Source organism: Micromonospora sp. DT53 (assembly GCF_049841535.1).
GTDB lineage: Bacteria > Actinomycetota > Actinomycetes > Mycobacteriales > Micromonosporaceae > Micromonospora.
Genome location: NZ_JBNCKM010000002.1, coordinates 188,127 through 210,855 on the forward strand (window position 1 = coordinate 188,127; position 22,729 = coordinate 210,855).

Annotated in this window: 21 protein-coding genes and 1 tRNA gene; 5 read left to right on the forward strand and 17 right to left on the reverse strand. The window is 71.2% G+C overall.

Annotated elements, in window-relative coordinates; genetic code table 11:
• Positions 1-23: 23 nt before the first annotated feature.
• Positions 24-1,049, reverse strand: a complete 1,026-nt coding sequence (trpS, locus tag ACLQ3B_RS06715) for a tryptophan--tRNA ligase (protein ID WP_425778342.1) — start codon at positions 1,047-1,049, stop codon at positions 24-26.
• A gap of 33 nt (positions 1,050-1,082) precedes the next feature.
• Positions 1,083-2,252 carry a CBS domain-containing protein gene (locus ACLQ3B_RS06720; RefSeq protein WP_425778344.1) on the reverse strand — a complete coding sequence of 390 codons (1,170 nt, stop codon included), beginning with the start codon at positions 2,250-2,252 and terminating at the stop codon, positions 1,083-1,085.
• Positions 2,253-2,501: 249 nt separating this feature from the next.
• Between ACLQ3B_RS06720 and galE the strand changes: the two genes are divergently transcribed.
• Positions 2,502-3,431 (forward strand): UDP-glucose 4-epimerase GalE, encoded by a 930-nt coding sequence (gene galE, locus ACLQ3B_RS06725; protein WP_425779800.1) that lies wholly within the window; start codon positions 2,502-2,504, stop codon positions 3,429-3,431.
• A 115-nt stretch (positions 3,432-3,546) separates the two neighbouring features.
• Positions 3,547-4,716 (forward strand): galactokinase, encoded by a 1,170-nt coding sequence (gene galK / locus ACLQ3B_RS06730; RefSeq protein ID WP_425778346.1) that lies wholly within the window; start codon positions 3,547-3,549, stop codon positions 4,714-4,716.
• 126 nt (positions 4,717-4,842) lie between these two features.
• On the opposite strand, the gene ACLQ3B_RS06735 is transcribed toward galK, so the two are convergent.
• The 8 genes from ACLQ3B_RS06735 to ACLQ3B_RS06770 form a co-directional block, all read right to left on the reverse strand.
• Complete coding sequence (locus ACLQ3B_RS06735; RefSeq protein ID WP_425778348.1) at positions 4,843-6,138, reverse strand: sulfate adenylyltransferase subunit 1; 1,296 nt, start codon at positions 6,136-6,138, stop codon at positions 4,843-4,845.
• On the reverse strand, positions 6,138-7,049 hold the full coding sequence (cysD, locus tag ACLQ3B_RS06740; RefSeq protein WP_425778350.1) for a sulfate adenylyltransferase subunit CysD: 912 nt from the start codon (positions 7,047-7,049) through the stop codon (positions 6,138-6,140). The genes ACLQ3B_RS06735 and cysD overlap by 1 nt, the downstream gene beginning before the upstream one ends.
• 75 nt (positions 7,050-7,124) lie before the next feature.
• The gene (locus tag ACLQ3B_RS06745; protein ID WP_425778351.1) at positions 7,125-7,955 is read right to left on the reverse strand and encodes a 3'(2'),5'-bisphosphate nucleotidase CysQ; all 831 of its coding nucleotides are present in this window, start codon (positions 7,953-7,955) and stop codon (positions 7,125-7,127) included.
• A gap of 134 nt (positions 7,956-8,089) precedes the next feature.
• Positions 8,090-8,680, reverse strand: coding sequence for an aminoacyl-tRNA hydrolase (pth, locus tag ACLQ3B_RS06750; protein ID WP_210818839.1), 591 nt, complete (start codon positions 8,678-8,680; stop codon positions 8,090-8,092).
• Positions 8,681-8,773: 93 nt separating this feature from the next.
• The gene (locus tag ACLQ3B_RS06755) at positions 8,774-9,463 is read right to left on the reverse strand and encodes a 50S ribosomal protein L25/general stress protein Ctc (RefSeq protein ID WP_425778354.1); all 690 of its coding nucleotides are present in this window, start codon (positions 9,461-9,463) and stop codon (positions 8,774-8,776) included.
• Positions 9,464-9,796: 333 nt separating this feature from the next.
• Complete coding sequence (locus tag ACLQ3B_RS06760) at positions 9,797-10,777, reverse strand: ribose-phosphate diphosphokinase (RefSeq protein ID WP_030329105.1); 981 nt, start codon at positions 10,775-10,777, stop codon at positions 9,797-9,799.
• A 58-nt stretch (positions 10,778-10,835) separates the two neighbouring features.
• The gene (gene glmU / locus ACLQ3B_RS06765; protein ID WP_425779801.1) at positions 10,836-12,338 is read right to left on the reverse strand and encodes a bifunctional UDP-N-acetylglucosamine diphosphorylase/glucosamine-1-phosphate N-acetyltransferase GlmU; all 1,503 of its coding nucleotides are present in this window, start codon (positions 12,336-12,338) and stop codon (positions 10,836-10,838) included.
• 167 nt (positions 12,339-12,505) lie between these two features.
• Positions 12,506-12,577, reverse strand: a tRNA-Gln gene (locus tag ACLQ3B_RS06770).
• A 313-nt stretch (positions 12,578-12,890) separates the two neighbouring features.
• On the opposite strand from ACLQ3B_RS06770, the gene ACLQ3B_RS06775 reads away from it, so the two are divergent.
• Both ACLQ3B_RS06775 and ACLQ3B_RS06780 read left to right on the forward strand, forming a co-directional pair.
• Positions 12,891-13,856, forward strand: coding sequence for an acyl-CoA desaturase (locus ACLQ3B_RS06775; protein WP_425778355.1), 966 nt, complete (start codon positions 12,891-12,893; stop codon positions 13,854-13,856).
• A 222-nt stretch (positions 13,857-14,078) separates the two neighbouring features.
• A complete protein-coding gene (locus tag ACLQ3B_RS06780; protein ID WP_425778356.1) occupies positions 14,079-14,780 on the forward strand; it encodes a TetR family transcriptional regulator in 702 nt (233 codons plus the stop codon).
• A gap of 6 nt (positions 14,781-14,786) precedes the next feature.
• Here the strand turns inward: ACLQ3B_RS06780 and ACLQ3B_RS06785 are convergent, their stop codons facing one another.
• The 7 genes from ACLQ3B_RS06785 to ACLQ3B_RS06815 form a co-directional block, all read right to left on the reverse strand.
• Positions 14,787-15,263, reverse strand: a complete 477-nt coding sequence (locus ACLQ3B_RS06785; protein ID WP_425778358.1) for a DUF4383 domain-containing protein — start codon at positions 15,261-15,263, stop codon at positions 14,787-14,789.
• Between the two features lie 208 nt (positions 15,264-15,471).
• On the reverse strand, positions 15,472-15,927 hold the full coding sequence (locus tag ACLQ3B_RS06790) for a DUF4383 domain-containing protein (protein ID WP_425778360.1): 456 nt from the start codon (positions 15,925-15,927) through the stop codon (positions 15,472-15,474).
• Positions 15,928-16,027: 100 nt separating this feature from the next.
• Positions 16,028-17,833 carry an ABC-F family ATP-binding cassette domain-containing protein gene (locus ACLQ3B_RS06795; RefSeq protein WP_425778362.1) on the reverse strand — a complete coding sequence of 602 codons (1,806 nt, stop codon included), beginning with the start codon at positions 17,831-17,833 and terminating at the stop codon, positions 16,028-16,030.
• Positions 17,834-17,952: 119 nt separating this feature from the next.
• Positions 17,953-18,900 (reverse strand): 4-(cytidine 5'-diphospho)-2-C-methyl-D-erythritol kinase, encoded by a 948-nt coding sequence (locus tag ACLQ3B_RS06800; RefSeq protein WP_425778364.1) that lies wholly within the window; start codon positions 18,898-18,900, stop codon positions 17,953-17,955.
• Positions 18,897-19,481 carry a Uma2 family endonuclease gene (locus tag ACLQ3B_RS06805; RefSeq protein ID WP_425778366.1) on the reverse strand — a complete coding sequence of 195 codons (585 nt, stop codon included), beginning with the start codon at positions 19,479-19,481 and terminating at the stop codon, positions 18,897-18,899. Before ACLQ3B_RS06805 ends, ACLQ3B_RS06800 begins: the two co-directional genes overlap by 4 nt.
• 32 nt (positions 19,482-19,513) lie before the next feature.
• Positions 19,514-20,383, reverse strand: a complete 870-nt coding sequence (gene rsmA / locus ACLQ3B_RS06810) for a 16S rRNA (adenine(1518)-N(6)/adenine(1519)-N(6))-dimethyltransferase RsmA (RefSeq protein WP_425778367.1) — start codon at positions 20,381-20,383, stop codon at positions 19,514-19,516.
• 46 nt (positions 20,384-20,429) lie between these two features.
• Positions 20,430-21,329 carry a TatD family hydrolase gene (locus tag ACLQ3B_RS06815; protein WP_425778369.1) on the reverse strand — a complete coding sequence of 300 codons (900 nt, stop codon included), beginning with the start codon at positions 21,327-21,329 and terminating at the stop codon, positions 20,430-20,432.
• A 126-nt stretch (positions 21,330-21,455) separates the two neighbouring features.
• Between ACLQ3B_RS06815 and ACLQ3B_RS06820 the strand changes: the two genes are divergently transcribed.
• The gene (locus ACLQ3B_RS06820; RefSeq protein ID WP_425778371.1) at positions 21,456-22,703 is read left to right on the forward strand and encodes a hypothetical protein; all 1,248 of its coding nucleotides are present in this window, start codon (positions 21,456-21,458) and stop codon (positions 22,701-22,703) included.
• Positions 22,704-22,729 lie beyond the last annotated feature (26 nt).

Below are 22,729 nucleotides of genomic sequence, written 5' to 3' on the forward strand. Positions count from 1 at the left end.
ACCCGTCCACCTGTACCGCGGAGCTACTCGCCGCGCACGGGCGGGAAGAACCCGACCCGCTCGTACGCGGACCGCAGGGTCGTCGCGGCCACCGCACGGGCCTTCTCCGCGCCGGCCGCGAGCAGCTTGTCCAGTTGCGCCGGATCGTCGAGGTAGGCGCGGGTGCGCTCCTGGATCGGACGGACGAAGTCCGTCACCACCTCGGCCAGTTCCTTCTTCAGATCGCCGTAGCCGCGGCCCGCGTACGCGGCCACCAGCTCGTCGATGCCGCGACCGCTGAGCGCCGAGTAGATGGTCAACAGGTTGGACACACCCGGCTTGGTCTGGGCGTCGAAGACGATCTCCCGACCGGTGTCGGTCACCGCCGAACGGATCTTCTTCGCGGACCGGGCCGGATCGTCGAGCAGGTCGATAATGCCGGCCGGCGAGGACGACGACTTCGACATCTTCGCCGTCGGATCCTGCAGGTCGGTGATCTTGGCAGTGTCCTTGACGATGTGCGGCGCGGGCACCGTGAACGTCGCGCCGAACAGCGAGTTGAACCGCTGGGCCAGATCCCGGGAGAGCTCCAGGTGCTGGCGCTGGTCCTCGCCGACCGGCACCGCGTTGGCCTGGTAGAGCAGGATGTCCGCGGCCTGCAGGACTGGATAGGTGAACAGCCCGACGCTGGCCCGCTCGTTGCCCTGCTTCTGCGACTTGTCCTTGAACTGGGTCATCCGGCTGGCCTCGCCGAAACCGGTGATGCAGCCGAGCACCCAGGCCAACTGCGGGTGCTCGGGCACCTGCGACTGGACGAACAGGGTGCTGCGTTCCGGGTCGAGCCCGACCGCGAAGAGCTGGGCCGCGGCCACCCGGGTCCGCTGGCGAAGCACCGCCGGGTCGTGCCCAGCGGTGATGGCGTGCAGGTCCACCACGCAGTAGAACGCGTCGTGGGTGTCCTGTAGTGCTACCCAGTGCCGCACGGCGCCCAGATAGTTGCCGAGGTGGAACGAGTCGGCTGTCGGCTGGATGCCGGAGAAGACGCGGGGCCGGGCGGGAACGTCGGACATGGCGATAATTCTGTCAGCAAGCAACCCGGTCCGTCATGACGGGCCGGCGGGTCGGCTGCGGCCCGCCGATGCCGGGGCGCTGACCTCGCGTGGTTCACCCGCGTCGACTCGGCGCGTCGGCCCGACCGCGACCCGCCGGCGCTGCCCCGCCACCGCCTCCCGGGCCCGCTCCGGGCCACCCGCCGAGGCCGGCTCGGTGTCCGGCTCGCCGTGCTGCTCGGTGTCCGGCTCGCGGCGCTGCTCGGTGGTGCGGGCGGCGGTGACGGCGAGTTGGGCTACCCGCCGGCCGTCCAACGTGAGCACCCGCAGCAGCCAGCCGGCCGGCCGCTCGGCCGGATCGGGCGCGCCGACGTCGGCGGGCTCGACGGGCACCGGTACCTCGTCGCCACTCACCGGGAGCCGGCCCAGCGCGGCCATGACGAACCCGCCCACCGTCTCGTACGGTCCGGCAGGTAGTGCCACCCCGGTGCGCTCGGCGAAGTCGGCGAGGTTGAGTCGACCGTCCACCACGGCGGGCAGGCCCGGGTGCACCGGGTCCGGGGTGGCGTCGTACTCGTCGTGGATCTCACCGATCAACTCCTCGATGAGGTCCTCCAGGGTGACGATCCCGGCCGTGCCGCCGTACTCGTCGACCACCACCGCGAGGTGCTGACCCTCCCGGCGCATCTCGGTCAGCGCGGCGAGCACCCGTTTGCTGCCGGGGAGCCGCTTCACCTCGCGGGCCAGCTCGCCGACGGTGACGCACGGGTCGGCGTCCGGGCGCAGCAGTACGTCACGGAGGTGCACGAAGCCGACCACGTCGTCGTGGGTGCCGTCGGTGACCGGGTAGCGGGTGTGCGTTTCGGCGCGGACCAGTCGGGCGGCTTCGACGATGGTCAGCCGCGCCGGCAGGAAGACCACCTCGGTGCGCGGCATCATCACCTCGCGGATCAGACTGGCGCCGGCCACCAGGACCTCGTCGATGATCCGCCGCTCGTCCGGGTCGAGCACCGTGTTCGCCGCGACCAGGTCCCGCAGGTCGGCCTCCGAGATGCGCTCCCGGCCGGCCGTCGGACCGGTGCCGAGCAGATCGGTGACGAGACGGGTGGCACCGTCCGCGGCGCGGACCAGCACCCGGGCGACGGCCCGGGCAAGCGGGCCGGGGTCGCGGCGGGGGTGTGCCCGCACGCGTCGCCGGAGCCCGGTACGGGCCACTTCCCGCATGACAGAGATGGTAGACACCGTGGGCCCACCGCAGGCCGGGATCACGCGGAGCGACCCGCAGATGTTCGGCTCTGTTTAATCATGAGAGATTATGATGGAATGGGTTGACGGTGGCATCGGCGAGCGGGCCGGCCACCGCCCTAGTGTGATCACCGAAGGGCCACGTCCCGGGCGGGCCAGGCAGGAGGCAACGACGTGAAACTGCTCGTCACCGGGGGCGCCGGCTTCATCGGGAGCGTGGTGACCCGGATGCTGCTCGACGCGGGCCACCAGGTGGTCATCCTGGACGACCTGCGCACCGGCCACCGCGAGGCCCTCGCCCCGGAGGCCACCCACATCGAGGCGTCCATCCACGACGCCGCCCGCGTCATCACCGCGGACGCCGGGTTCGACGGGGTGCTGCACTTCGCCGCCCTGATCGCCGCCGGCGAGTCGATGGTCAAACCGGAGCTGTACTGGCAGACCAACACCATCGGCACGCTCGCCCTGATCGACGCGGTCCGGGCAGCCGGAGTGCCCCGGATGGTCTTCTCCTCCACCGCCGCCGTGTACGGCAACCCCACCGAGCTGCCCATCACCGAAAACGCGGTAAAGGCGCCCACCAACACGTACGGCGCCACCAAACTCGCCGTCGACATGGCACTCACCTCCGAGGCGATCGCGCACGGGCTCGCCGCCGTGTCGCTGCGCTACTTCAACGTGGCCGGCGCCCACCTCGACGGCGACATCACGCTCGGCGAGCGACACGACCCGGAGACACACCTGATCCCCATCGCGCTGGACGTCGCCGCCGGCCGCAGGGAAAAGCTCCAGCTCTTCGGGGACGACTACCCCACCGTGGACGGCACCTGCGTCCGCGACTACATCCACGTCGCCGACCTGGCCCGCGCGCACCTGCTGGCGCTGGACGCGGCCACCAGCGGGCAGCACCGGATCTACAACCTGGGCAACGGCAACGGCTTCACCAACCGCCAGGTCGTCGACGTGGTCCGCGAGGTCACCGGGCACCAACTGCCCGTCGAGGTCGCGCCACGGCGCGAGGGCGACCCGGCCGAGTTGGTCGCGTCGTCCGCGCTGGCCCGCGACGAGCTGGGCTGGGTGCCGCAGAAGCCGACCCTGCACGACATGGTCGGGGATGCCTGGGCGTTCTACCGCACGCACATCCTGGGGCAACGGTGAGCGCGAGGAGTGAGCCGGGTTTGCGAGCCCCGCAGTCGCGAACAAAGGAGTCACGGTGAGCGCGAGGAGTGAGCCGGGTTTGCGAGCCCCGCAGTCGCGAACGAAGGGAGACACCGTGACCCACCCGACCGACGATGTCGCCGAGCGGGCCGCGGCCGGCTTCTCCGCACAGTTCGGTGGCCAGGCTTCCGGCCGCTGGGCAGCCCCGGGCCGGGTCAACCTGATCGGCGAGCACACCGACTACAACGACGGGTTCGTGCTGCCGTTCGCGTTGCCGATGCGCACCGTCGCCGCCGCCGACCGGCAGGACGGGGAGCACTGGACGGTCTGGTCCGAGCTCTCCGGCGAGACGATCACCTTCGGCGCGGACGACGTCGCCGAGCCGGGTCGGGTCACCGGCTGGGGGGCGTACGTCGCGGGTGTGGTCTGGGCGCTGCGGGAGGCGGGTCATCCGGTGCCGGGCGCCCGCCTGGCGATCGCTTCCGACGTGCCGCTGGGTTCCGGGCTCTCCTCCTCGGCCGCGCTGGAGTCGGCCGTGCTGGCCGCCCTGCTCGACCTCGGCGGGCTGAAGCTTGCCCCGGCACTGCAGCCCCGGCTGGCGCAGCGGGCGGAGAACGTCTACGTGGGCGCGCCGACAGGCATCATGGACCAGTCCGCTTCAATCCGTTGCCGTGCCGGGCACGCCCTCTTCCTCGACTGCCGCGACGAGTCGGTCGAGCACATCCCGTTCGACCTGGAGGCCGCCGGGCTGGCCGTGCTGGTCATCGACAGCCGGGCGCCCCACCGACACGCCGACGGGGAGTACGCGGCCCGCCGCCGCTCCTGCGAGGCCGGAGCCAACGCGCTCGGCGTCGCCGCGCTGCGGGACGTGAGCATCGACCAGCTCGACGCCGCGTTGAGTCAGCTCGACGACGAGGAGACCCGGCGACGGGTCCGGCACGTGGTGACCGAGGACCAGCGTGTACTGGACACGGTGGCCCTGCTCCGCGCCGCCCGGGTCCGCGACATCGGCCCGCTGCTGACCGCCTCCCACATCTCGATGCGCGACGACTTCGAGATCACCGTGCCGGAGATCGACACCGCGGTCGAGGCGGCGTTGGCGGCCGGCGCGCTTGGCGCCCGGATGACCGGCGGTGGCTTCGGTGGATGCGTACTCGCGCTGGTCGAGGCCGACCACGCCGATGCGGTAGCCGCCGCCGCAACCGACGCGTACGCGGAACGCGGCTTCACCACCCCCGGCACCGTGACGGTCCTCCCCTCCCCCGGCGCCACCCGCCTGCCCTAACCCCCCAGCCACAAGCGGTGATCAAGAGGTTTGCGTCAATGCGAGCCCGCATCCTGACGCAAACCTCTTGATCACCGGGGCGGGGTGGGCAGGGGTGGGGCAGGGGTGGGGGGCAGGGGTGGGGGGTTAGCTGGCTTCGACGATCATGGCGGCGCCTACCGTGCGGTTGGTCGCCTCGTCGATGATGACGAAGCCGCCGGTGGTGCGGTTGCGGCGGTACTCGTCGGCCAGCAGCGGCACCGTCGTGCGCAGGCGCACCCGGCCGATCTCGTTGAGCCGCAGCTCGTCGGCCGACTCGTCGCGGTGCAGCGAGTTGATGTCCAGCCGGTAGTGCAACCCGCGCACGATCGCCCGAGCCGACCGGGTGGTGTGCTTGATCGCGTACCGGCCGCCGACCCGCAGGGGGGCCGTCTCGTCCATCCAGCAGACCATCGCCTCGATGTCCTGAGCCACCGCCGGTGCGTTGTTCGGCCGGCAGATCAGGTCACCCCGGGAGATGTCGATCTCGTCAGCCAGTCGTACCGTCACCGACATCGGCGGGAACGCCTCCTGGACCGGCCCGTCGGCGGTCTCCACGGCGGCGATCCGGCTGGTGAAGCCGGAGGGCAGCACCATCACCTCGTCGCCCGGCTTCAGCACGCCGGAGGCGACCTGACCGGCGTAGCCGCGGTAGTCGGTGACCGTGGTGGACTGCGGACGGATCACGTACTGCACCGGGAACCGGACGTCGACCAGGTTGCGGTCGCTGGCGATGTGCACCCGCTCCAGGTGGTGCAGCAGCGAGGGGCCTTCGTACCAGGGCATGTTGTCGGACCGGCTGACGATGTTGTCGCCACGCAACGCGGAGATCGGCACCACGGTCAGGTCCGGTGCGTCGAGCTTCGCCGCGAACGCGGTGAACTCGTCGGCGATCCGCTCGTAGACCTCCTGCGACCAGTCGACCAGGTCCATCTTGTTGACACAGAGGACCAGGTGCGGCACGCGCAGCAGGGAGCAGAGGAACGCGTGCCGGCGGGACTGCTCGACGAGGCCCTTGCGCGCGTCCACCAGGATCAACGCCAGGTCCGCCGTGGACGCCCCGGTGACCATGTTGCGGGTGTACTGGATGTGGCCCGGGGTGTCGGCGATGATGAACTTGCGCCGGGGGGTGGCGAAGTAGCGGTACGCCACGTCGATGGTGATGCCCTGCTCCCGCTCGGCACGCAGACCGTCGGTGAGCAACGCCAGGTTTGTGTATTCGTCGCCGCGGGCGGCGCTGACCGCCTCCACGGCGGCCAACTGGTCGGTGAACAGCGACTTGGTGTCGTAGAGCAGCCGCCCGATCAGGGTCGACTTTCCGTCGTCCACACTGCCGGCGGTGGCGAACCGCAGCAGGTCCATCGCTCGCGTCTCGGAGGCCGGGGCCATGATCTCGGTGCTCATCAGAAGTAGCCCTCCCGCTTGCGGTCCTCCATGGCGGCCTCACTGACCCGGTCGTCACCACGGGTGGCGCCGCGCTCGGTGATCCGGGTGGCCGCCACCTCCTCGATGACCTTCTCCACGGTGTCCGCGTCGGAACGGACCGCAGCGGTGCTGGAGGCGTCGCCGACGGTGCGGTAACGCACCTGCGCCTTGAACCGCTCCTCACCCGTGCGGGGGCGGAAGAACTCGTTGACGGCGTAGAACATGCCGTCCCGTTCGATCACCTCGCGTTCGTGCGCGTAGTAGATCGACGGCAGCGGGATGCGTTCCCTGGCGATGTAGTGCCAGACGTCCAGCTCGGTCCAGTTGGACAGCGGGAAGGCCCGGATCGACTCGCCCGGGTGGTGCCGGCCGTTGTACAACGACCACAGCTCCGGCCGCTGGTTCTTCGGGTCCCACTGACCGAACTCGTCGCGGAAGCTGAACACCCGCTCCTTCGCCCGGGCCTTCTCCTCGTCCCGGCGGGCGCCACCGAACAGCGCGTCGAAGCGGTGCTTCTCCACCGCGTCCAGCAGCACCGGTGTCTGGATCCGGTTGCGCATGCCGTCGGCGGACTCCCGGACCATGCCGCTGGCCAGTGCCTCCGGCACGCTCGCCACCACGAGCTGCAACCCCAGCTCGGCGACCCGTTGGTCGCGGTATTCCAGGACCTCGGGGAAGTTGTGCCCGGTGTCGACGTGCATGACCGGGAAGGGGACGTTGGCCGGAGCGAACGCCTTCTGCGCCAGCCGCAACATGACGATCGAGTCCTTGCCACCGGAGAAGAGCAGCACCGGGCGTTCCATCTCGGCGACGACCTCGCGCATCACGAAGATGCTCTCCGCCTCCAGGGCGTCCAGGTGGGAGACCTGGTACGCCGCGGGGGTGGTCATGACACCGGCTCGATTCGCTCGCTCATCCGATTTCCAGACCTTTCCGGTCGGACATGTCAAGAAAGTTCGCTCAGGTTACCCGGAATGTCTCTGCAGCGCTGCAAGCAACCGGGTGGCGAGATCCTCGCGACAGACCAACAGGTCGGGCAGGCGCGGATCCGCCTCGTTGTATTTCAGCGCAGAACCGTCGATCCGGGAAGCGTGCAGTCCGGTGGCCGTCGCCACAGCGATCGGGGCCGCCGAATCCCACTCGTACTGCCCACCTGCGTGGATGTACGCGTCCACCTCGCCGGTGACCACGGCCGCGATTTTCGCGCCGGCCGAGCCCATCGGCACCAGATGCGCCCCGACGTCCTCGGCCAGATCGGTCAGGAAGACCGGCGGCCGGCTCCGGCTCGCCGCCAGGCGGATCTTCCGCTCGCCGGCCGCCGCCGCCTCCACAGTCATCGGCGGGTACGCCGGCGGGTAGTCCGTGCCCAGCACCCGGTCCTGCGCCGGCAACCCCACCGCCCCGGCGATCAGCCCGTGCGGGCTCGGCGCGTTACGCGCCCAGAGCGCCACGTGCACCGCCCAGTCCGAGCGACCCTCCTCGGCGAACTCCCGGGTGCCGTCCAACGGGTCGACGATCCACACCCGGTCCGCGTTCAACCGCGACACCGCTCCGGTGTTCACCTCCGCGGCCCAGGCCAACCGCGAGCCCTCGTCCTCCTCGGAGAGCACCGCGTCATCCGGACGCCACTTCGCCAGCTCGGTGCGGATCAGGTCGTGCGACACCTTGTCCCCGGCCGACTTCAACGCGCCGGTGTCCGCGAAACCCATCTCCGTGCGCAGGTCGAGCAGCGCCTGCCCGGCGCGGGACGCCAACCATCGGGCGAACGCGCCATCGATCATCGGAGGACTGCTCATCTGCCCGCTCCCGTCGCCTCGCCGCGCTGCCCGCACGGGGCCCGATCCGCCGCGACTCGCACCGCCGGTCGCGGCACGCCGAAAGGCGCAGACTACCGGCCCGCTGTTTCCGATTCGGGTACGCCCCGCCCGGCTCAGCTGCCGTGGTAGAGGTTCTGGGTCGGCTCCACGCCCTTGATGATCACCGATTCCACCACGTCGGCAGCCCGGTCCACCAGGAAATCCAGCTCCTTGCGCTCGGCCGCGCCAAAATCCGACAGCACATAATCCGCCGGATCCTGCCGGCCCGGCGGTCGACCGACGCCGAACCGCACCCGGGCGTAGTCCTTCGTTCCCAACGACTTCGACATCGAGCGCAGGCCGTTGTGCCCGCCCTCGCCGCCGCCGAACTTGATCCGCACCTGACCGAACTCGATGTCCAGTTCGTCATGCACCGCGATCACCTGTGTCGTCGGCACCTTGTAGAACTGCGCCAGCGCCGCGACCGGCCCACCGGAGAGGTTCATGTACGTCAGTGGCTTCACCAGCACCAGCTTCGGCCCACCGAACCCCAGCCGCGCCTCGGCGACCTCTGCCACCGCCCGCTTGTGCCGGCCGAATCGCGCACTCATCCGCCCGGCCAGCAGATCGGCCACCATGAACCCGACGTTGTGCCGGTTACCGGCGTACTCCCGACCCGGGTTGCCCAGGCCGACCACCAGCCACGGCCCCGCCTCGTCCGTCACGACCCGTCCCTTCCGACGCCCATCCCACCGACTCCCGATATGCCGACAGGCGCCCCCGAACATCCGGGGACGCCTGCGCACGGTACGAACCGATCAGGCCTCGGTGCGCCCCTCGGTGGCCTCGGCGGCCGCCTCGGTGTCCGCGCCCTCGGAGCCCTCGGTGGTCTCGCCGACCTCGGCCTCGGCCTCGTCGGTGGCGGTCTCGACCTCGGGCAGCGTCGCCTCGAGCTGCTCGGCGGTCGGGGCGGCGGTGATCGACGCGACGGTCAGCTCCGAGTCGACGGCCAGCTCGACGCCGGCCGGCAGCTCGACGTCACCGGCGGTCACCAGGGTGCCCGCCTCCAGGCCCTCGATCGACGCCTCGAGGTGGTCCGGAACCTTCGTGGCGTCGGCGGTCACCGAGAGGGTGTCGTGGTCGTGCACGATCAGGGTGTCCCGTGCGGCCTCGCCGGTCAGCTGGACCGGGACGTCGACGGTGACCTTCTCGCCCCGACGAACCAGGATGAGGTCGACGTGCTCGAAGGTGTCGCGGATCGGGTCACGCTGGATCGCCTTCGGCAGTGCCAGCACCTGGGTGCCGTCGGTGATGTCGATCGCGAAGAGCTGGTTGGCACCGCCCTTGCGGATCGCGGCGGCGAACTCCCGCGACGGCAGCGCGATGTGCTTGGGCTTCTCGCCGTGGCCGTACAGCACGGCGGGCACCTTGCCGGCCCGGCGGGTACGGCGGGCACCACCCTTGCCGAACTCGGTACGGGGCTCGGCGCTGATCTTTACCTCGGACACGGGGAAACTCCTGATGCTTTTCGCTGCGGCGGCTTGTCGTCTAACGGTGCTGGGGCGAGGGGCTCGCTGGGGCTCATGCGTCATGAACGACTGCCCGGAGCACCGCGTCGATGACGGTGCCTCCGTGCGGCGCTTTTCAGCGGCCCGCCGGGCACCCTCGCCGTGGCAACCGCACCAGTCTACCCGAGCTGTTTCCAGGGTTTCCGGCAGTCCCCGATCACGGCTCAGGACCGGCGCGTCTGTGGCGCTCCCACAGGCGTACCGGCCCCGTTTCCACAAGTTTGCCAGCCCCGCCCCCGCCAGCGTGTCGAGTGGCGGAAACGGGGCTCAGGCTCAGCTCAGGCCACCGAAGAGGGTGGTCACCGAGCCGTCGTCGAAGACCTCCCGGATCGCCCGCGCCAGCAGCGGCGCGATCGACAACACGGTGAGCTTGTCCAACTGCTTCTCCGGCGGGAGCGGCAGGGTGTTCGTCACCACGATCTCGCTGATCGAGCTGTTCTTCAGCCGCTCGGTTGCCGGGTCGGACAGCAACGCGTGGGTGGACGCGACCACGATCTCCGCCGCGCCCGACTCCTTGAGGATGTCGGCGGCCTTGGCGATCGTGCCCCCGGTGTCGATCATGTCGTCGACGATCAGGCAGACCCGGCCCTCCACCTCACCGACCACGCGGTTCGCCACGACCTGGTTCGGCTTCATCGGGTCACGGGTCTTGTGGATGAACGCCAGCGGGCAGCCGCCCAGCCGGTCGGTCCACCGCTCGGCCACCCGCACCCGGCCCGAGTCCGGAGCCACCACGGTCATCGGCCGGCCGGCGTACTTGTGCTCCACGTACTCGGCCAGGATGTCCATCGCGAAGAGGTGGTCCACCGGGCCGTCGAAGAAGCCCTGGATCTGCGCGGTGTGCAGGTCGACGGTGAGGATGCGGTTCGCGCCGGCGGTCTTCAGCAGGTCCGCGACCAGGCGGGCCGAGATCGGCTCCCGACCGCGGTGCTTCTTGTCCTGGCGCGCGTACGGGTAGAACGGCAGCACCACGGTGATCCGCTTGGCCGACCCCCGCTTCAGCGCGTCCACCATGATCAGGGTCTCCATGACCCAGGTGTTCACCCCGTGCGTGACGGACTGCACCACGAAGGCGTCCGAACCACGTACCGAGTCCTTGAACCGTACGAAGATCTCACCGTTGGCGAACTCGTACGCGTCGGCCGGGGTCGGCGCGACGCCGAGCACCTCGCCGATCTCCTTGGCCAACTCCGGAAAGCCACGTCCGGAAAAGAGCATCAGGCTTTTGCGGTTTTCGGCGACGATGCTGCCCATGGGCCCGTCTGCTCCCGTTATGTCGGCGGTACCCGACCCGGTGGTGGTGGGTCAGGGACTATTCGGTTGCAGTATCTCCCGCGCCGGATGCGCCGCCCACCGTCTCGGTCGCCCCGTGGATTGCCTCACTGTGGCTTGCGGCACCAGTCGCACCGGACGCACCCTTCGCGTCGCCGACTCGCTGCGCATCCTTGGCGTCGCGGGCCCGCTGCGCCGCCTCCGCCGCGGCGGTGCCGGCGCGCCGCATGACCACCCAGCCCTCGATGTTGCGCTGGCGCGCCCGGGCGACACCCATCGCACCTGCCGGCACGTCGTCGACGATCACCGAACCGGCCGCCGTGTACGCCCCGTCGCCCACCTCGACCGGCGCCACGAACATGTTGTCCGCACCGGTCCGCGCGTGGCTGCCGATCACCGTGCGGTGCTTGTTGACCCCGTCGTAGTTCACGAAGACCGACGCGGCGCCGATGTTTGTCTGCTCACCGATCGTCGCGTCGCCGACGTACGTCAGGTGCGGCACCTTCGAGCCGGCCCCGATCTGCGAGTTCTTCACCTCGACGAACGTGCCGACCTTCGCCTTCTCGGCCAGCTGGGCGGCCGGCCGCAGGTACGCGTACGGCCCGACGGTCGCGCCCGCGCCCACCTCGGCGCCGACGGCGTGGCTGCGGACCACCGACGCGGCGGGACCGACGATCGTGTCGATGAGCGTGACGTCCGGCCCGATCAGGGCGCCCGCGCCGACCACCGTGCCGCCGCGCAACTGGGTGTTCTGGTCGACGACCGCGTCCCGGTCCAGTGCGACGGTCACGTCGATCCAGGTGGTGGCGGGGTCGAGTAGGCTCACCCCGGTGCGCATCCACGCCTCGTTGATCCGGTCGCGCAGCAGCCGGCGCAGCGTCGCCAGCTCCACCCGGTCGTTGCACCCCAGTGTCTCGACGTGGTCCACGGCGACGTGCACCGCCACCGGCTCACCGGCCGAACGGAGCAGGCCGAAGACGTCGGTCAGGTATTCCTCGCCCTGGTCGTTGTCGGTGGAGAGCTTGCTCAGCGCCTCACGCAGCCGCACCGCGTCGAACGCGTAGATGCCGGCGTTGATCTCCCGAATCGCGCGCTGCGTCGTGTCGGCGTCGCGTTCCTCGACGATCTGCTCCAGGCGGCCGTCGGCGTCCCGGACGATCCGCCCGAGGCCGGTCGGGTCGGGCACCTCGGCGGCCAGCACGGTGGCCGCTGCGGCGGCCTCCTCGTGCGCGGTCACCAGCGCGCCCACCGTCTCGGGGCGCAGCAGGGGCACGTCCCCGTTGATCACCACGACCGTGCCGGCGCCGTCCGGTACGGCCTCCAGCGCGATCCGCACGGCGTGCCCGGTGCCGAGTTGCTCGGCCTGGAGCACCGGCGTGGCGTCCGGGGCGACCTCGGACAGGTGCGCCCGAACCTGGTCGGCGCCGTGCCCCACCACGACGACGGTGCGGTCCGCGTCCAGCGGGGCGGCGGCGCTCAGCACGTGACCGAGCAGCGTCCGGCCGAGCAGGGGGTGCAGAACCTTTGGCAGTGTCGACTTCATCCGCTTGCCCTCACCGGCGGCAAGTACGACGACGGTACGGAGGTGGGGCTGGGGCACGACGTGGCTCCCGTCGGGACGGCGGACACTCTCGCGGCCATGCTAGCCGCGAGGCCCGGCACGTTCCCCGCTTACCCCCACCGGAGCCTAAAACGGGCGTAGGTGGGCAGCTCGGCCGCCAGGGTTCGAACCTGAAATACGGGTACCAAAGACCCGGGTGTTGCCAATTACACCACGGCCGATCAGCGACGCGAGCACGTCGCACGAGGGATCTGACATCCCGCCGCTACACCTTAGCGTCCCGGCGGCCGGACGCCATCGCTCATCCCGCCGCACCGCGCGCGATCGACGCCGCCGAGGTCCCGGGGTGGCTGCCGAGCGCCTCGCCCGCCCGCCGTCCGGACCGGCCAGAGAGCTGCCAGGGAGCCGGCTGACCTGCGGCTTTGAGCAGTTGAGCGAAGACGATTCGAAACTTCCCCGTGCGATCTACGGTGCCGTAAGTTACGGTGACGTAGGCGTAGCTTCGTGATCGTTACCATCCCCCTGCGAGGTCCCATGTCCACTGCCCTGCTCGATCCCAACACCGCCGCACCCGGCCCCAAACCACTCACCGACGGCAGCCAGTCCCCCGGAATCCTGGCCGCCCTCTGGGCTTTCGTGGTGATCCCCTTCGTCGCTCTGCTGGTCGCCGTGCCGGTGGCCTGGGGCGGCTGGCTGGGCTGGAGCGACGTGCTCATCGGCCTGGTCTGGTACGTCGTCTCCGGGCTCGGCATCACCGTCGGCTTCCACCGCTACTTCACCCACGGCTCGTTCAAGGCCAAGCGGTGGCTGCGGGTGACTCTGGCGGTCGCGGGTTCGCTTGCGGTGCAGGGCGAGATCATTCAGTGGGTCGCCGACCACCGGCGGCACCACGCCTTCTCCGACCTGGAGGGTGACCCGCACTCGCCGTGGCGCTTCGGCACCAGCTTCTGGGCGTTGACCCGGGGCCTGTTCCACGCACACGTGGGCTGGCTGTTCCGTCGGGAACTGTCCAACCGGGAGCGTTTCGCGCCGGACCTCATCGCCGACCGGGACATCAGCCGGGTCGACCGGCTCTTTCCCGCGCTGGTGGTCATCTCGCTGCTCGGCCCGGCACTGATCGGCGGCCTGGTGACCTGGTCCTGGCAGGGCGCGCTTACCGCGTTCTTCTGGGCCGGGCTGGTCCGGATCGGCCTCCTGCACCACGTCACCTGGGCGATCAACTCGGTGTGCCACGTCTACGGCGAGCGTCCGTTCGCGATGCGCCAGGGCGACCGCGCGTCGAACTTCTGGCCGCTGGCGATCCTGTCGTTCGGCGAGAGCTGGCACAACCTGCACCACGCCGACCCGACCAGCGCCCGGCACGGCGTGCTGCGCGGTCAGGTGGACATCTCCGCCCGGGTGATCTGGCTGTTCGAGAAGGTCGGCGCGGCAACGCAGGTGCGCTGGCCAAAGCCGGAGCGCCTCGCCGCCAAGCTCGTGAAGCCGGTCGCGCCCCGCTGAAACCGGGCGGATGCACGGGGGTGCCGCCTGGCAGGATGGCCGGGTGACCGAGCCATGCGGGGGGACCAGGCGGCTCGGTCGGACGGGGGTCGGGCCCGATCCGGGTACGGTCGAACGGTGCGGCAGGGTGGTCGGACCGCCCGGTGAGGCGACGACGTGAACGGGCACAGCGGAGGAACCATTCCACGGCAGGGCGTCACCGAGCGCCAGCGAGGCGGCGACATGCCTGAGGTCAGCGACGACGCGGGGGCAGTTGTCGGCGGCCGGCGGGCGACGCCGACGACGGCGGCACCGAAGGCCAAAGCGCCCTCCCGGGTCCGCATGTCGGCGGCCCAACGCCGGGAGCAGTTGATCGCGACCGGCCGACAACTCTTCGCCGAGCGCGGTTTCGACGCCACCTCCATCGAGGAGGTGGCGGCCCGCGCCAAGGTCTCCAAGCCTGTGGTTTACGAGCACTTCGGTGGCAAGGAAGGTCTCTACGCGGTGGTGGTGGACCGGGAGGTCCGGGCCCTGTTGGACCGGATCACCACGGCGTTGACTGCCGGGCATCCGCGCGAGCTGCTGGAACAGGCGGCGCTGGCCCTGCTGACGTACATCGAGGAGGAGACCAGCGGTTTCCGGGTGCTGGTCCGCGAGTCGCCGCTGATGGCCGGCACGGCCACCTTCAGCAGCGTCATGAACGACGTGGCGCACCAGGTCGAGCACATCCTGGGCGCCGAGTACAAGAGCCGGGGGTACGACCCGAAGCTCGCCGAGCTGTACTCGCAGGCGCTGGTCGGCATGGTGGCACTGACCGGCCGCTGGTGGCTGGAGGTGCGTAAGCCGCGCAAGGAGATGGTGGCGGCGCATCTCGTCAACCTGGCCTGGAACGGGTTGTCGCACCTGGAGGCGAAGCCGACACTGATCACCGCCCGGCGTCACTGACCCCGATCAGCGGCGGTGCACGTCGGCCACCGGGTGCTTGCGGTGCTCCAACTCCGCCTCGGCGGATTCCGGTGGGCCGACCTTGTCGTACAGGCCGGTGCCGAGCAGGATCAGGCCGAACAGCATCGACACGACCACCGTCGACATCGAGAAGTTCAGGAAGTTCGCGTCGGTCTGCAGCACCGACATCATCAGGATGCTTGTCACCAGGAACACCACGCCGGCGGTCAGGTTCATGTAGTGGCCGAGGTTGGTGCGCCGCGAGGCCCCGATGATCAGGACGACCCCGAAGACCACCGAGGCGAGCGAGAAGGCCAGGTTGGTCCGGAGCCCGAGGGCCCAGGTGCTGCTGCGGTCGAAGAGTGGATCGCCGATCGTCTCGGCGACGCCCCAGACGCCGAAGACCAGGATGTAGACGCCGATCAGCCCGGAGAGGACCCGGTAGAGCGGCCGTGCCGGATGGTTAACCGGAAAGTGCGGCATGCCCAGACCCCCTGATGCGACCGTTTCAGGGAAATTGTCGCCCAAGGCAGCGCCAACTGTCCGAAGAACCACAAAGCCGACAGCGTCCGCCGAATGGCTGGACCAGGTCAGGTTTTCGCCGGAGCCCGAGCTGCGCAGGGATCAAGCCTGACCGCCCGGAGCAGATCGGGCTCCGGCGAAAACCCACGGCCGCGACCAAACGAAAAACTCAGAGAACCAGACGAGCCTTCTGGAACGCCTCAGCCTCGTCCTCCGTGCCGACCTTGCCGTACATGCCGACCATGAGCAGCACCAGGGCTGCCGTCATCACCACGATCACTGTGGTGATGCTGAAGTTGAAGAAGTTGGCGTCGGTCCGAATGAACGCGAGACCGGCCAGGCTGACCACCATGAGGCCGTACGCCAGCCACTGGTTGATCGCCACGTCGATGTTGCGGCCGAGCGCGGTGCCGACCAGCACGACGAGCCCGAGCAGCACGCTGAGCAGCGAGAAGCCGAGGTTGGTGCCCTGACCGAGGACCCGGGTGTCGTCCTGGGCGAGGAACTCGTTGCCGGCGCTCGCGATGATGCCGAGCACACCGAAGACGACCAGGTACAGACCGGTCAGCCCGCCGATCGCCCGGTAGATCGGCCGCGCGGGGTGGTTGACGGGGGTGTGGGCCATGTCTGTGTCTCCAACGCCGTGGGGTAGGTGTCGCCGACGATTGTCTCGCACGTGGTGGTGTGACGCCGCACACGGGGCCCGGGCCGGCGCGCCCGGCCGGTCAGCTCTCGGGCAGGTCTTCGGCGAGGGTCATCCAGCTCTCCTCGATCCGCTCCCGTTCGGCGCGCAGATCCTTGAGCTGGGTGTCCAACTCGGCGACCCGGGCGTAGTCGGTGGCGTCCGCCGCGAGCTGACCGAGCAGGGTGGTCTCGCGCTGGTCGAGCTTGCCGAGTTGCCGCTCCAGCCGGGACAGCTCCTTGCGGGCCTGCCGGACCTCGGCGGCGGACATGCCACCTCCCGAGGGAGCGGCGGGCGCGGAGGTCGAGGTGACGCCGACCCGAGGAGAGCCGGCCCGCTCGGCGGTCCGGGCGAGGTATTCGTCCACCCCGCCCGGCAGGTGCACGAGCCGACCATCGCCGAACATCCCGTACGCCGTGTCGGTGACCCGCTCGATCAGGTACCGGTCGTGGCTGGCCACGATGATCGTGCCGGGCCACGAGTCGAGCAGGTCCTCCAGCGAGGCGAGGGTGTCCGTGTCCAGGTCGTTGGTGGGCTCGTCGAAGAGCAGCACGTTGGGCTCGCCGGCCAGCAGCCGCAGCATCTGCAACCGGCGGCGTTCCCCACCGGAGAGGTCGCTGACCGGGGTCCAGAGTCGGCGGTCGTCGAAGCCGAACACCTCGGCGAGCTGGGCGGCGGAGACCTCCCGGTCGCCGAGTTGAACCCGGCGGGCGACCTCCTCCACCGCTTCCAGCACCCGCAGGTGGCCGGGCAGTTCGGTGAGCTCCTGGGAGAGGAACGCGGGCCGCACGGTGGAGCCGGTGCCGAGGCGGCCACCGTCGGGGCGGGTGATGCCGGCGAGCATCCGCAGCAGGGTGGTCTTGCCGGCACCGTTGGCGCCGAGAATGGCGATCCGGTCGCCGGGGCCGACCAGCCAGGTGACGTCGCGCAGGATCTCCTTCGGGCCGGCGTTCAGCTCGACGTTCTCCAGGTCGTACACCTGCTTGCCCAGCCGGGAGGTGGCCATGCGCTGCAACGACATGGTGTCGCGCGCCGGCGGCACGTCGGCGATCAACGCGTTCGCGGCGTCGATACGGAACTGCGGCTTGGAGGTCCGGGCGGGCGGGCCACGGCGCAGCCAGGCGATCTCCTTGCGGAGCAGGTTCTGCCGGCGGGCCTCGGTGGCGGCGGCGACCCGCTCGCGCTCGGCGCGGGCGAGGGTCCAGGCGGCGAAGCCACCCTCGTAGGCGCGGACGGTCTGGTCGGCGACCTCCCAGGTGGTGGTGCAGACCGCGTCCAGGAACCACCGGTCGTGGGTGACCACGACCACTGCGCCCTTGCGGCCGACCAGGTGCCGGGCCAGCCAGTCGACACCGCCGACGTCCAGGTGGTTGGTGGGCTCGTCGAGGATGAGCAGGTCGGAGTCGCGGACCAGCAGCGCGGCGAGCGCCACCCGGCGGCGTTCGCCACCGGACATCGGGCCGACCGGCTGGTCGAGGCCGAGGTGCGGCATGCCGAGGCCGTCGAGGATGGCTCGCACCCCGGCGTCGCCGGCCCACTCGTGCTCGGCGCCCATGCTCTCGGCGAGCCAGGCGGTGCCGAGCACCACGTCCCGGACGGTGGCCTCGGGGGCGAGGGTGAGCTGCTGCGGCAGCCAGAGCACGCGCAGGTCGCGGCGGTGGGTCACCCGGCCGTCGTCCGGGTCCTCCTGCTTGGTGAGAAGGCGCAGCAGGGTGGACTTGCCGGCGCCGTTGAGGCCGACCACGCCGATCCGGTCGGCGTCGTCCAGGCCGAGCGAGACGTCCGTGAGCAGCCGCCCGGCGGCGCCGTACCCCTTGGACACCCGGTCCAGATTGACGATGTTCGCCACGTTCCACCCTTCATGATCAAGGCGTCCCGGTGCCGGCGGGCACCTGGACGCCTGTCCCAAGGGTACGCGGACGCCCCGAACGCCCGCGCCGCGCGCCGGCAGCCCGGTGGGACGACTCGTCAGCCGACGCGGGCGCCGGCGACCGGACCGTGCGCGACCCGCGCCTCCCGGCACACGCCCGCGGCGGTCAACTCGGCGGCGACCCGCTCCGCGTCGGCCGCGTCGGCGGCGAGAAACACGCAGGTCGGGCCGGAGCCGGAGACGATGCCGGTGAGCGCGCCGGCCGCCTCGCCGGCCTTCAGCGTCTCGGCCAGCGTCGGGAGCATGGCCAGGGCGGCGTCCTGAAGGTCGTTGCCGAGGGTCCGGGCGAGCACCCGGGGGTCGCGCTGGCGCAGCGCGCCCAGCAGGGCGTCGGTGCTGCCCAGCGGAGCGCCGGCGGCACCGGAGTCGCGGAGCCGATCCAGCTCCCGGTACGCGGTCGGGGTGGACAGGCCGCTGTCGGCGATCGCCACCACCCAGTGCCAGGAGGTGGGGCGGGCCAGCACGGGGCTGATCGCCTCACCCCGGCCGGTGCCCAGCGCGGTGCCACCGTAGATCAGGAACGGCACGTCGGAGCCGAGGTCGGCGGCGATGCCGGCCAACTCGTCGCGGGACAACCCGGTGCCCCAGAGCGCGTCGCAGGCCACCAGCGTGGCCGCCGCGTCGGCGCTGCCACCGGCCAGCCCACCGGCGAGCGGGATCTGCTTGCGCAGGTGCAGTCGGGCGTGCGGCAGCACCCCCGCGTACCCGGCGAGGGCGTGCGCGGCGCGGATCACCAGGTTGGTGTCGTCCAGGGCCAGCTCGCCGGTGCCCTCACCCTCCATGGTCAGAGCGAGGGTGTCGCCCCGGCGGGCCGTCAGCTCGTCGTAGATCGAGATGGCGTGGTAGACCGTGTTCAGCTCGTGGTAGCCGTCCCGACGCAGCGGGCCCACCCCGAGGTGCAGGTTGACCTTCGCGGGCACCCGCACCCGCACCGGGCCGATGGCCCCACGTCGCTCGTCGTCGTCCGGTCGCCAGGCCTCGGTCACGGGGTGATGTCCCGCACGAGCAGACGGATGTCGAACGGCTTGGCCACGGTCAGCTCCTCGGCGGAGTCGGCGGCCAGCTCGTACCGGCCGTCGACCAGGTCGTACGCGTACACGTGCACCGGATTCTGCTCGATCCGCCAGTAATGCGGGATCCCGGCGTCGGCGTAGTCGGCCGGCTTCTCCAGCCGGTCCCGGCGACGCGTGCCGGGCGAGACGACCTCGACGGCGAGCACGACCTGCTCAGCCTCGAAGTAGTGGTGGTCGGACGCCACCGGACGCTTCAGCAGGACCACGTCGGGCTCGAAAGAGTTCCGGTAGTTGATCGCCACCCCGACGGCAGTGGCGGGCGTCAACTCGGCAGGGGCGTGCTGCCGCAGCCACACCCACAACAGGTTGCCGATGTTCTGGTGGCCAAAGGTCGAGGCAGGGACCACGACGAGGACTCCGTCACGTAGCTCGACGCGGGGGGCGTCGTCGGGCAGGGCCAGCACGTCCTCGATGGTGTGGTTGGCCAGTCGCTGCCGGACGGGATCCGGGCCCCACGTCCCCTGGGCGGTGGGCTCGATCGGCTGCGCGGTCACTCGTACACCTCCTCGGCGGGCACGGCGTCAGCCTACTTCGCGGCCGGCGTACCGACCGGAGCCGACGCGGCGATGGCGGCGAACTGCTCGACGGTCAGCGACTCGCCACGGGCGCCGGGGTCGACGCCGGCGGCGGTGAGCGCCGCGGCCGCCCGGTCCGCGCCACCGGCCCAACCGGCCAACGCGGCGCGCAGCGTCTTGCGGCGCTGCGCGAACGCCGCGTCCACCACGGCGAAGACCCGCTCCCGGGGTACGTCTGCGCGGGGCGGCTCGTGGCAGGTGAAGGCGACCAGGCCGGAGTCGACGTTGGGCACCGGCCAGAACACGTTCGGCGGCACCTTGCCGGCGCCCCGGGCCTGGGCGTACCAGGCGAGCTTCACCGACGGGATGCCGTACACCTTGGAGCCGGGACCGGCGACGAGCCGGTCGGCGACCTCCTTCTGCACCATCACCAGGCCGTGTCGCAGGGTGGGCAGCACGGCGAGCAGGTGCAACACCACGGGCACGGCGACGTTGTAGGGCAGGTTCGCCACCAGCGCCGTCGGTGCCGGGTCGGCCAGTTCGGCGGCGGCGATGCGCAGCGCGTCCGCGCGGTGCACGGTGAGCCGGGCGGCGTCGGCCCCGGCGTGCCGCGCGACGGTCTCCGGCAGCGCCCCGGCGAGCACCGGGTCGATCTCCACGGCGTGCACGTGCCCGGCGACCGGCAGCAGCCCCAGGGTCAGCGAGCCGAGCCCCGGCCCCACCTCCAGGGCCACGTCGTCGGGCGTGAGGCCGGCGGCGGTGACGATCCGGCGCACGGTGTTCGGGTCGTGCACGAAGTTCTGGCCCAGCTTCTTGGTGGGCGCGACGCCCAGCCGGGCGGCGAGTTCCCGGATCTCCGCCGGGCCGAGGAGACCGGTCATGGCTGGCAGCGTAACGACGGGGTCGGCACCGACCGTCGGGCCGGGCTCACCACGGGCCGAAGGCCCGGTCGCCGGTGGTGGAGATGGCCGCGCACAGCTCGTCCAGGTCGCTGCCCGTGGTCGCGGCCAGCGCGCGGACGGTGAGCGGAATCAGGTACGACGCGTTCGGCCGACCGCGGTACGGCATCGGGGTGAGGTACGGGGCGTCGGTCTCCACCAGCATCTGATCCACCGGGGTCAGCGCGGCGGCCTCGCGCAGCGCCGTCGCGCTGCCGAAGGTGACGGTGCCGGCGAAGCTCAGCAGATAGCCGCGGCGGACGCACTCGCGGGCGAAGTCGGCGTCGCCGGAGAAGCAGTGCAGCACCACCCGGTCCGGGGCACCCTCGTCGTCGAGGATGCGCAGCACGTCGGCGTGCGCGTCGCGGTCGTGGATGACCAACGTCTTGCCGTACCGCTTGGCGATGGCGATGTGCGCCCGGAAGCTCTCCTCCTGCGCGGCACGCCCCTCGTCGCCGGTCCGGAAGTAGTCCATTCCGGTCTCGCCGATCCCCCGGACCCGGTCGCGGGCGGCGAGGGACTCGATCTCCCGCAACGCCTCGTCGAGGTCGCTCAGCCGGGGCGCCTCGTTGGGGTGCAACGCCACGGTGGCCAGCACGGCGGGGTACCGGTCGGCGATGTCCGCGCCCCACCGGGAGGAGGCGACGTCCACCCCCACCTGGACCAGTCGGTCCACGCCGACCTTCGTGGCCAACTCGATGGCGACGGCAACCGGGTCGTCGGCCGTCCCGCCACCGGGCACACCGGCCTCGCTGACCGTGATGTCCAGGTGGGTGTGGCTGTCCAGCACCGCCCGGGGCAGCGACTCGGGGGCGGGCGGAAACTCTCCGGCCCGCCGGGCGGCACGCTCGCGGCGGGATTCAGTGGGCTCGCTCATCAGCGACAGCATCACACACCGGGCCTGTCCATCTGCCCGCCACCCGACGTTCACCCCGACTACGTCGCGCGACTCTACGGTCGCCACCGAGCGGACGCGACAGCGTGCGGACCTCATCCCACCGAGCAGGGAGGCGGCATGAGCGTCACCCCCCAGGCCGACGGCACCGCCGGCGAACGGACCGGGCTGCACGTGGCGTTCGGCGGCGGCGTGTACCCGGCCGAGGAGATCGCCCGGGGCGCCGCGTACGAGTTGTTCAGCGCCGACGAGGTAGCCGGCTTCGAGTGGGCGCCCCGCCCGGGTAGCGCCCTGCCGTGGCGCCGTTTCGTGCACGTCACCGAGGTGACCGCGGTGCACGGAGCCAGCGAGCCGGCCGACGAGCCGGAAACACCGCTGCTGATGCCCGCCCATCGCGAGCGGGGGTGGGCCTACCTGCACCAGCTCAGCCAACAGCCGGCGGCGGCGGGCGACCCGATGCTGGGGCTGGCGCGCGCGTCGGCTGTGGTCCGGCGGGGCACCCGGATGATGAAGGTGCTCTCGCCCCAGCAGGTCGCCGGCTACCTACGGGGTTGGCTGCCGCACGGCTTCTGCTACCGCGAACACGATGTGGCGCACCTGCGTACGACGGCGACGACGACGGTGCTGCGGAGCGACGGTGACGCCGGCCGGGACGGCCCGGACGTGGCGTACGCGTTGCGCTGGCGCGCGTCCGACCCGGGCGACTACGACGTGCCGGTGGGCCCGACACACCGGGGCCTGACCGCGCTGGCCTCCCGGGACCGGCTCGGCGCCCCGGTGCTGGGCACCGGCTTCGTGCCGAGCAACGGTCAGCTCATCCCGGAGTTCATCACCCGGGATTTCGCCGATCTGCCGATGCCGGCGAACGCCGCCCTCATCGCGTACCCGGCCGAGGGGGTGGAGGTGGTGCTGTACACCTACCAGGCCGAGCAGCGCGGGTGGCTGCGGATGGTGGGCCCGCAGTGGCGGCACCTGCTGGCCGCGGTGCCGGGCCTCTCGCCGGACCAGGAGTACGTGCCGAACGCCGACGCGCCCCGCTCCACCCAGTTGGTCGGCATGTACGGCGACACCGAGTACGAGGCGGTCGCCGACCTGCCCGGCGGGTTCCGGGTACTGGCGATGACCCGGGCGGCCCGTTACCCGGTGGACGCGGTGGCCCGCCGGGTCCGGTTCGCCCAGTGGCGGGGGGCGGCGTGTCTGGTGCTGCGGGAGGAGGCCGGCTGGCTGCGGGTGCGCCTGCGCTACCCGAACCCGGACACGGTGGTCACGACCGGCGCGCAGTGTCAGGAACGGGGCGTCTACGAGGCCTGGGCGCCGGGCGCCGAGGTGACCGAAGACCAGGTGATGGACACCCGGTACGCGATGTGACGGCGCGCGGCGGCAGGGCGACTGCC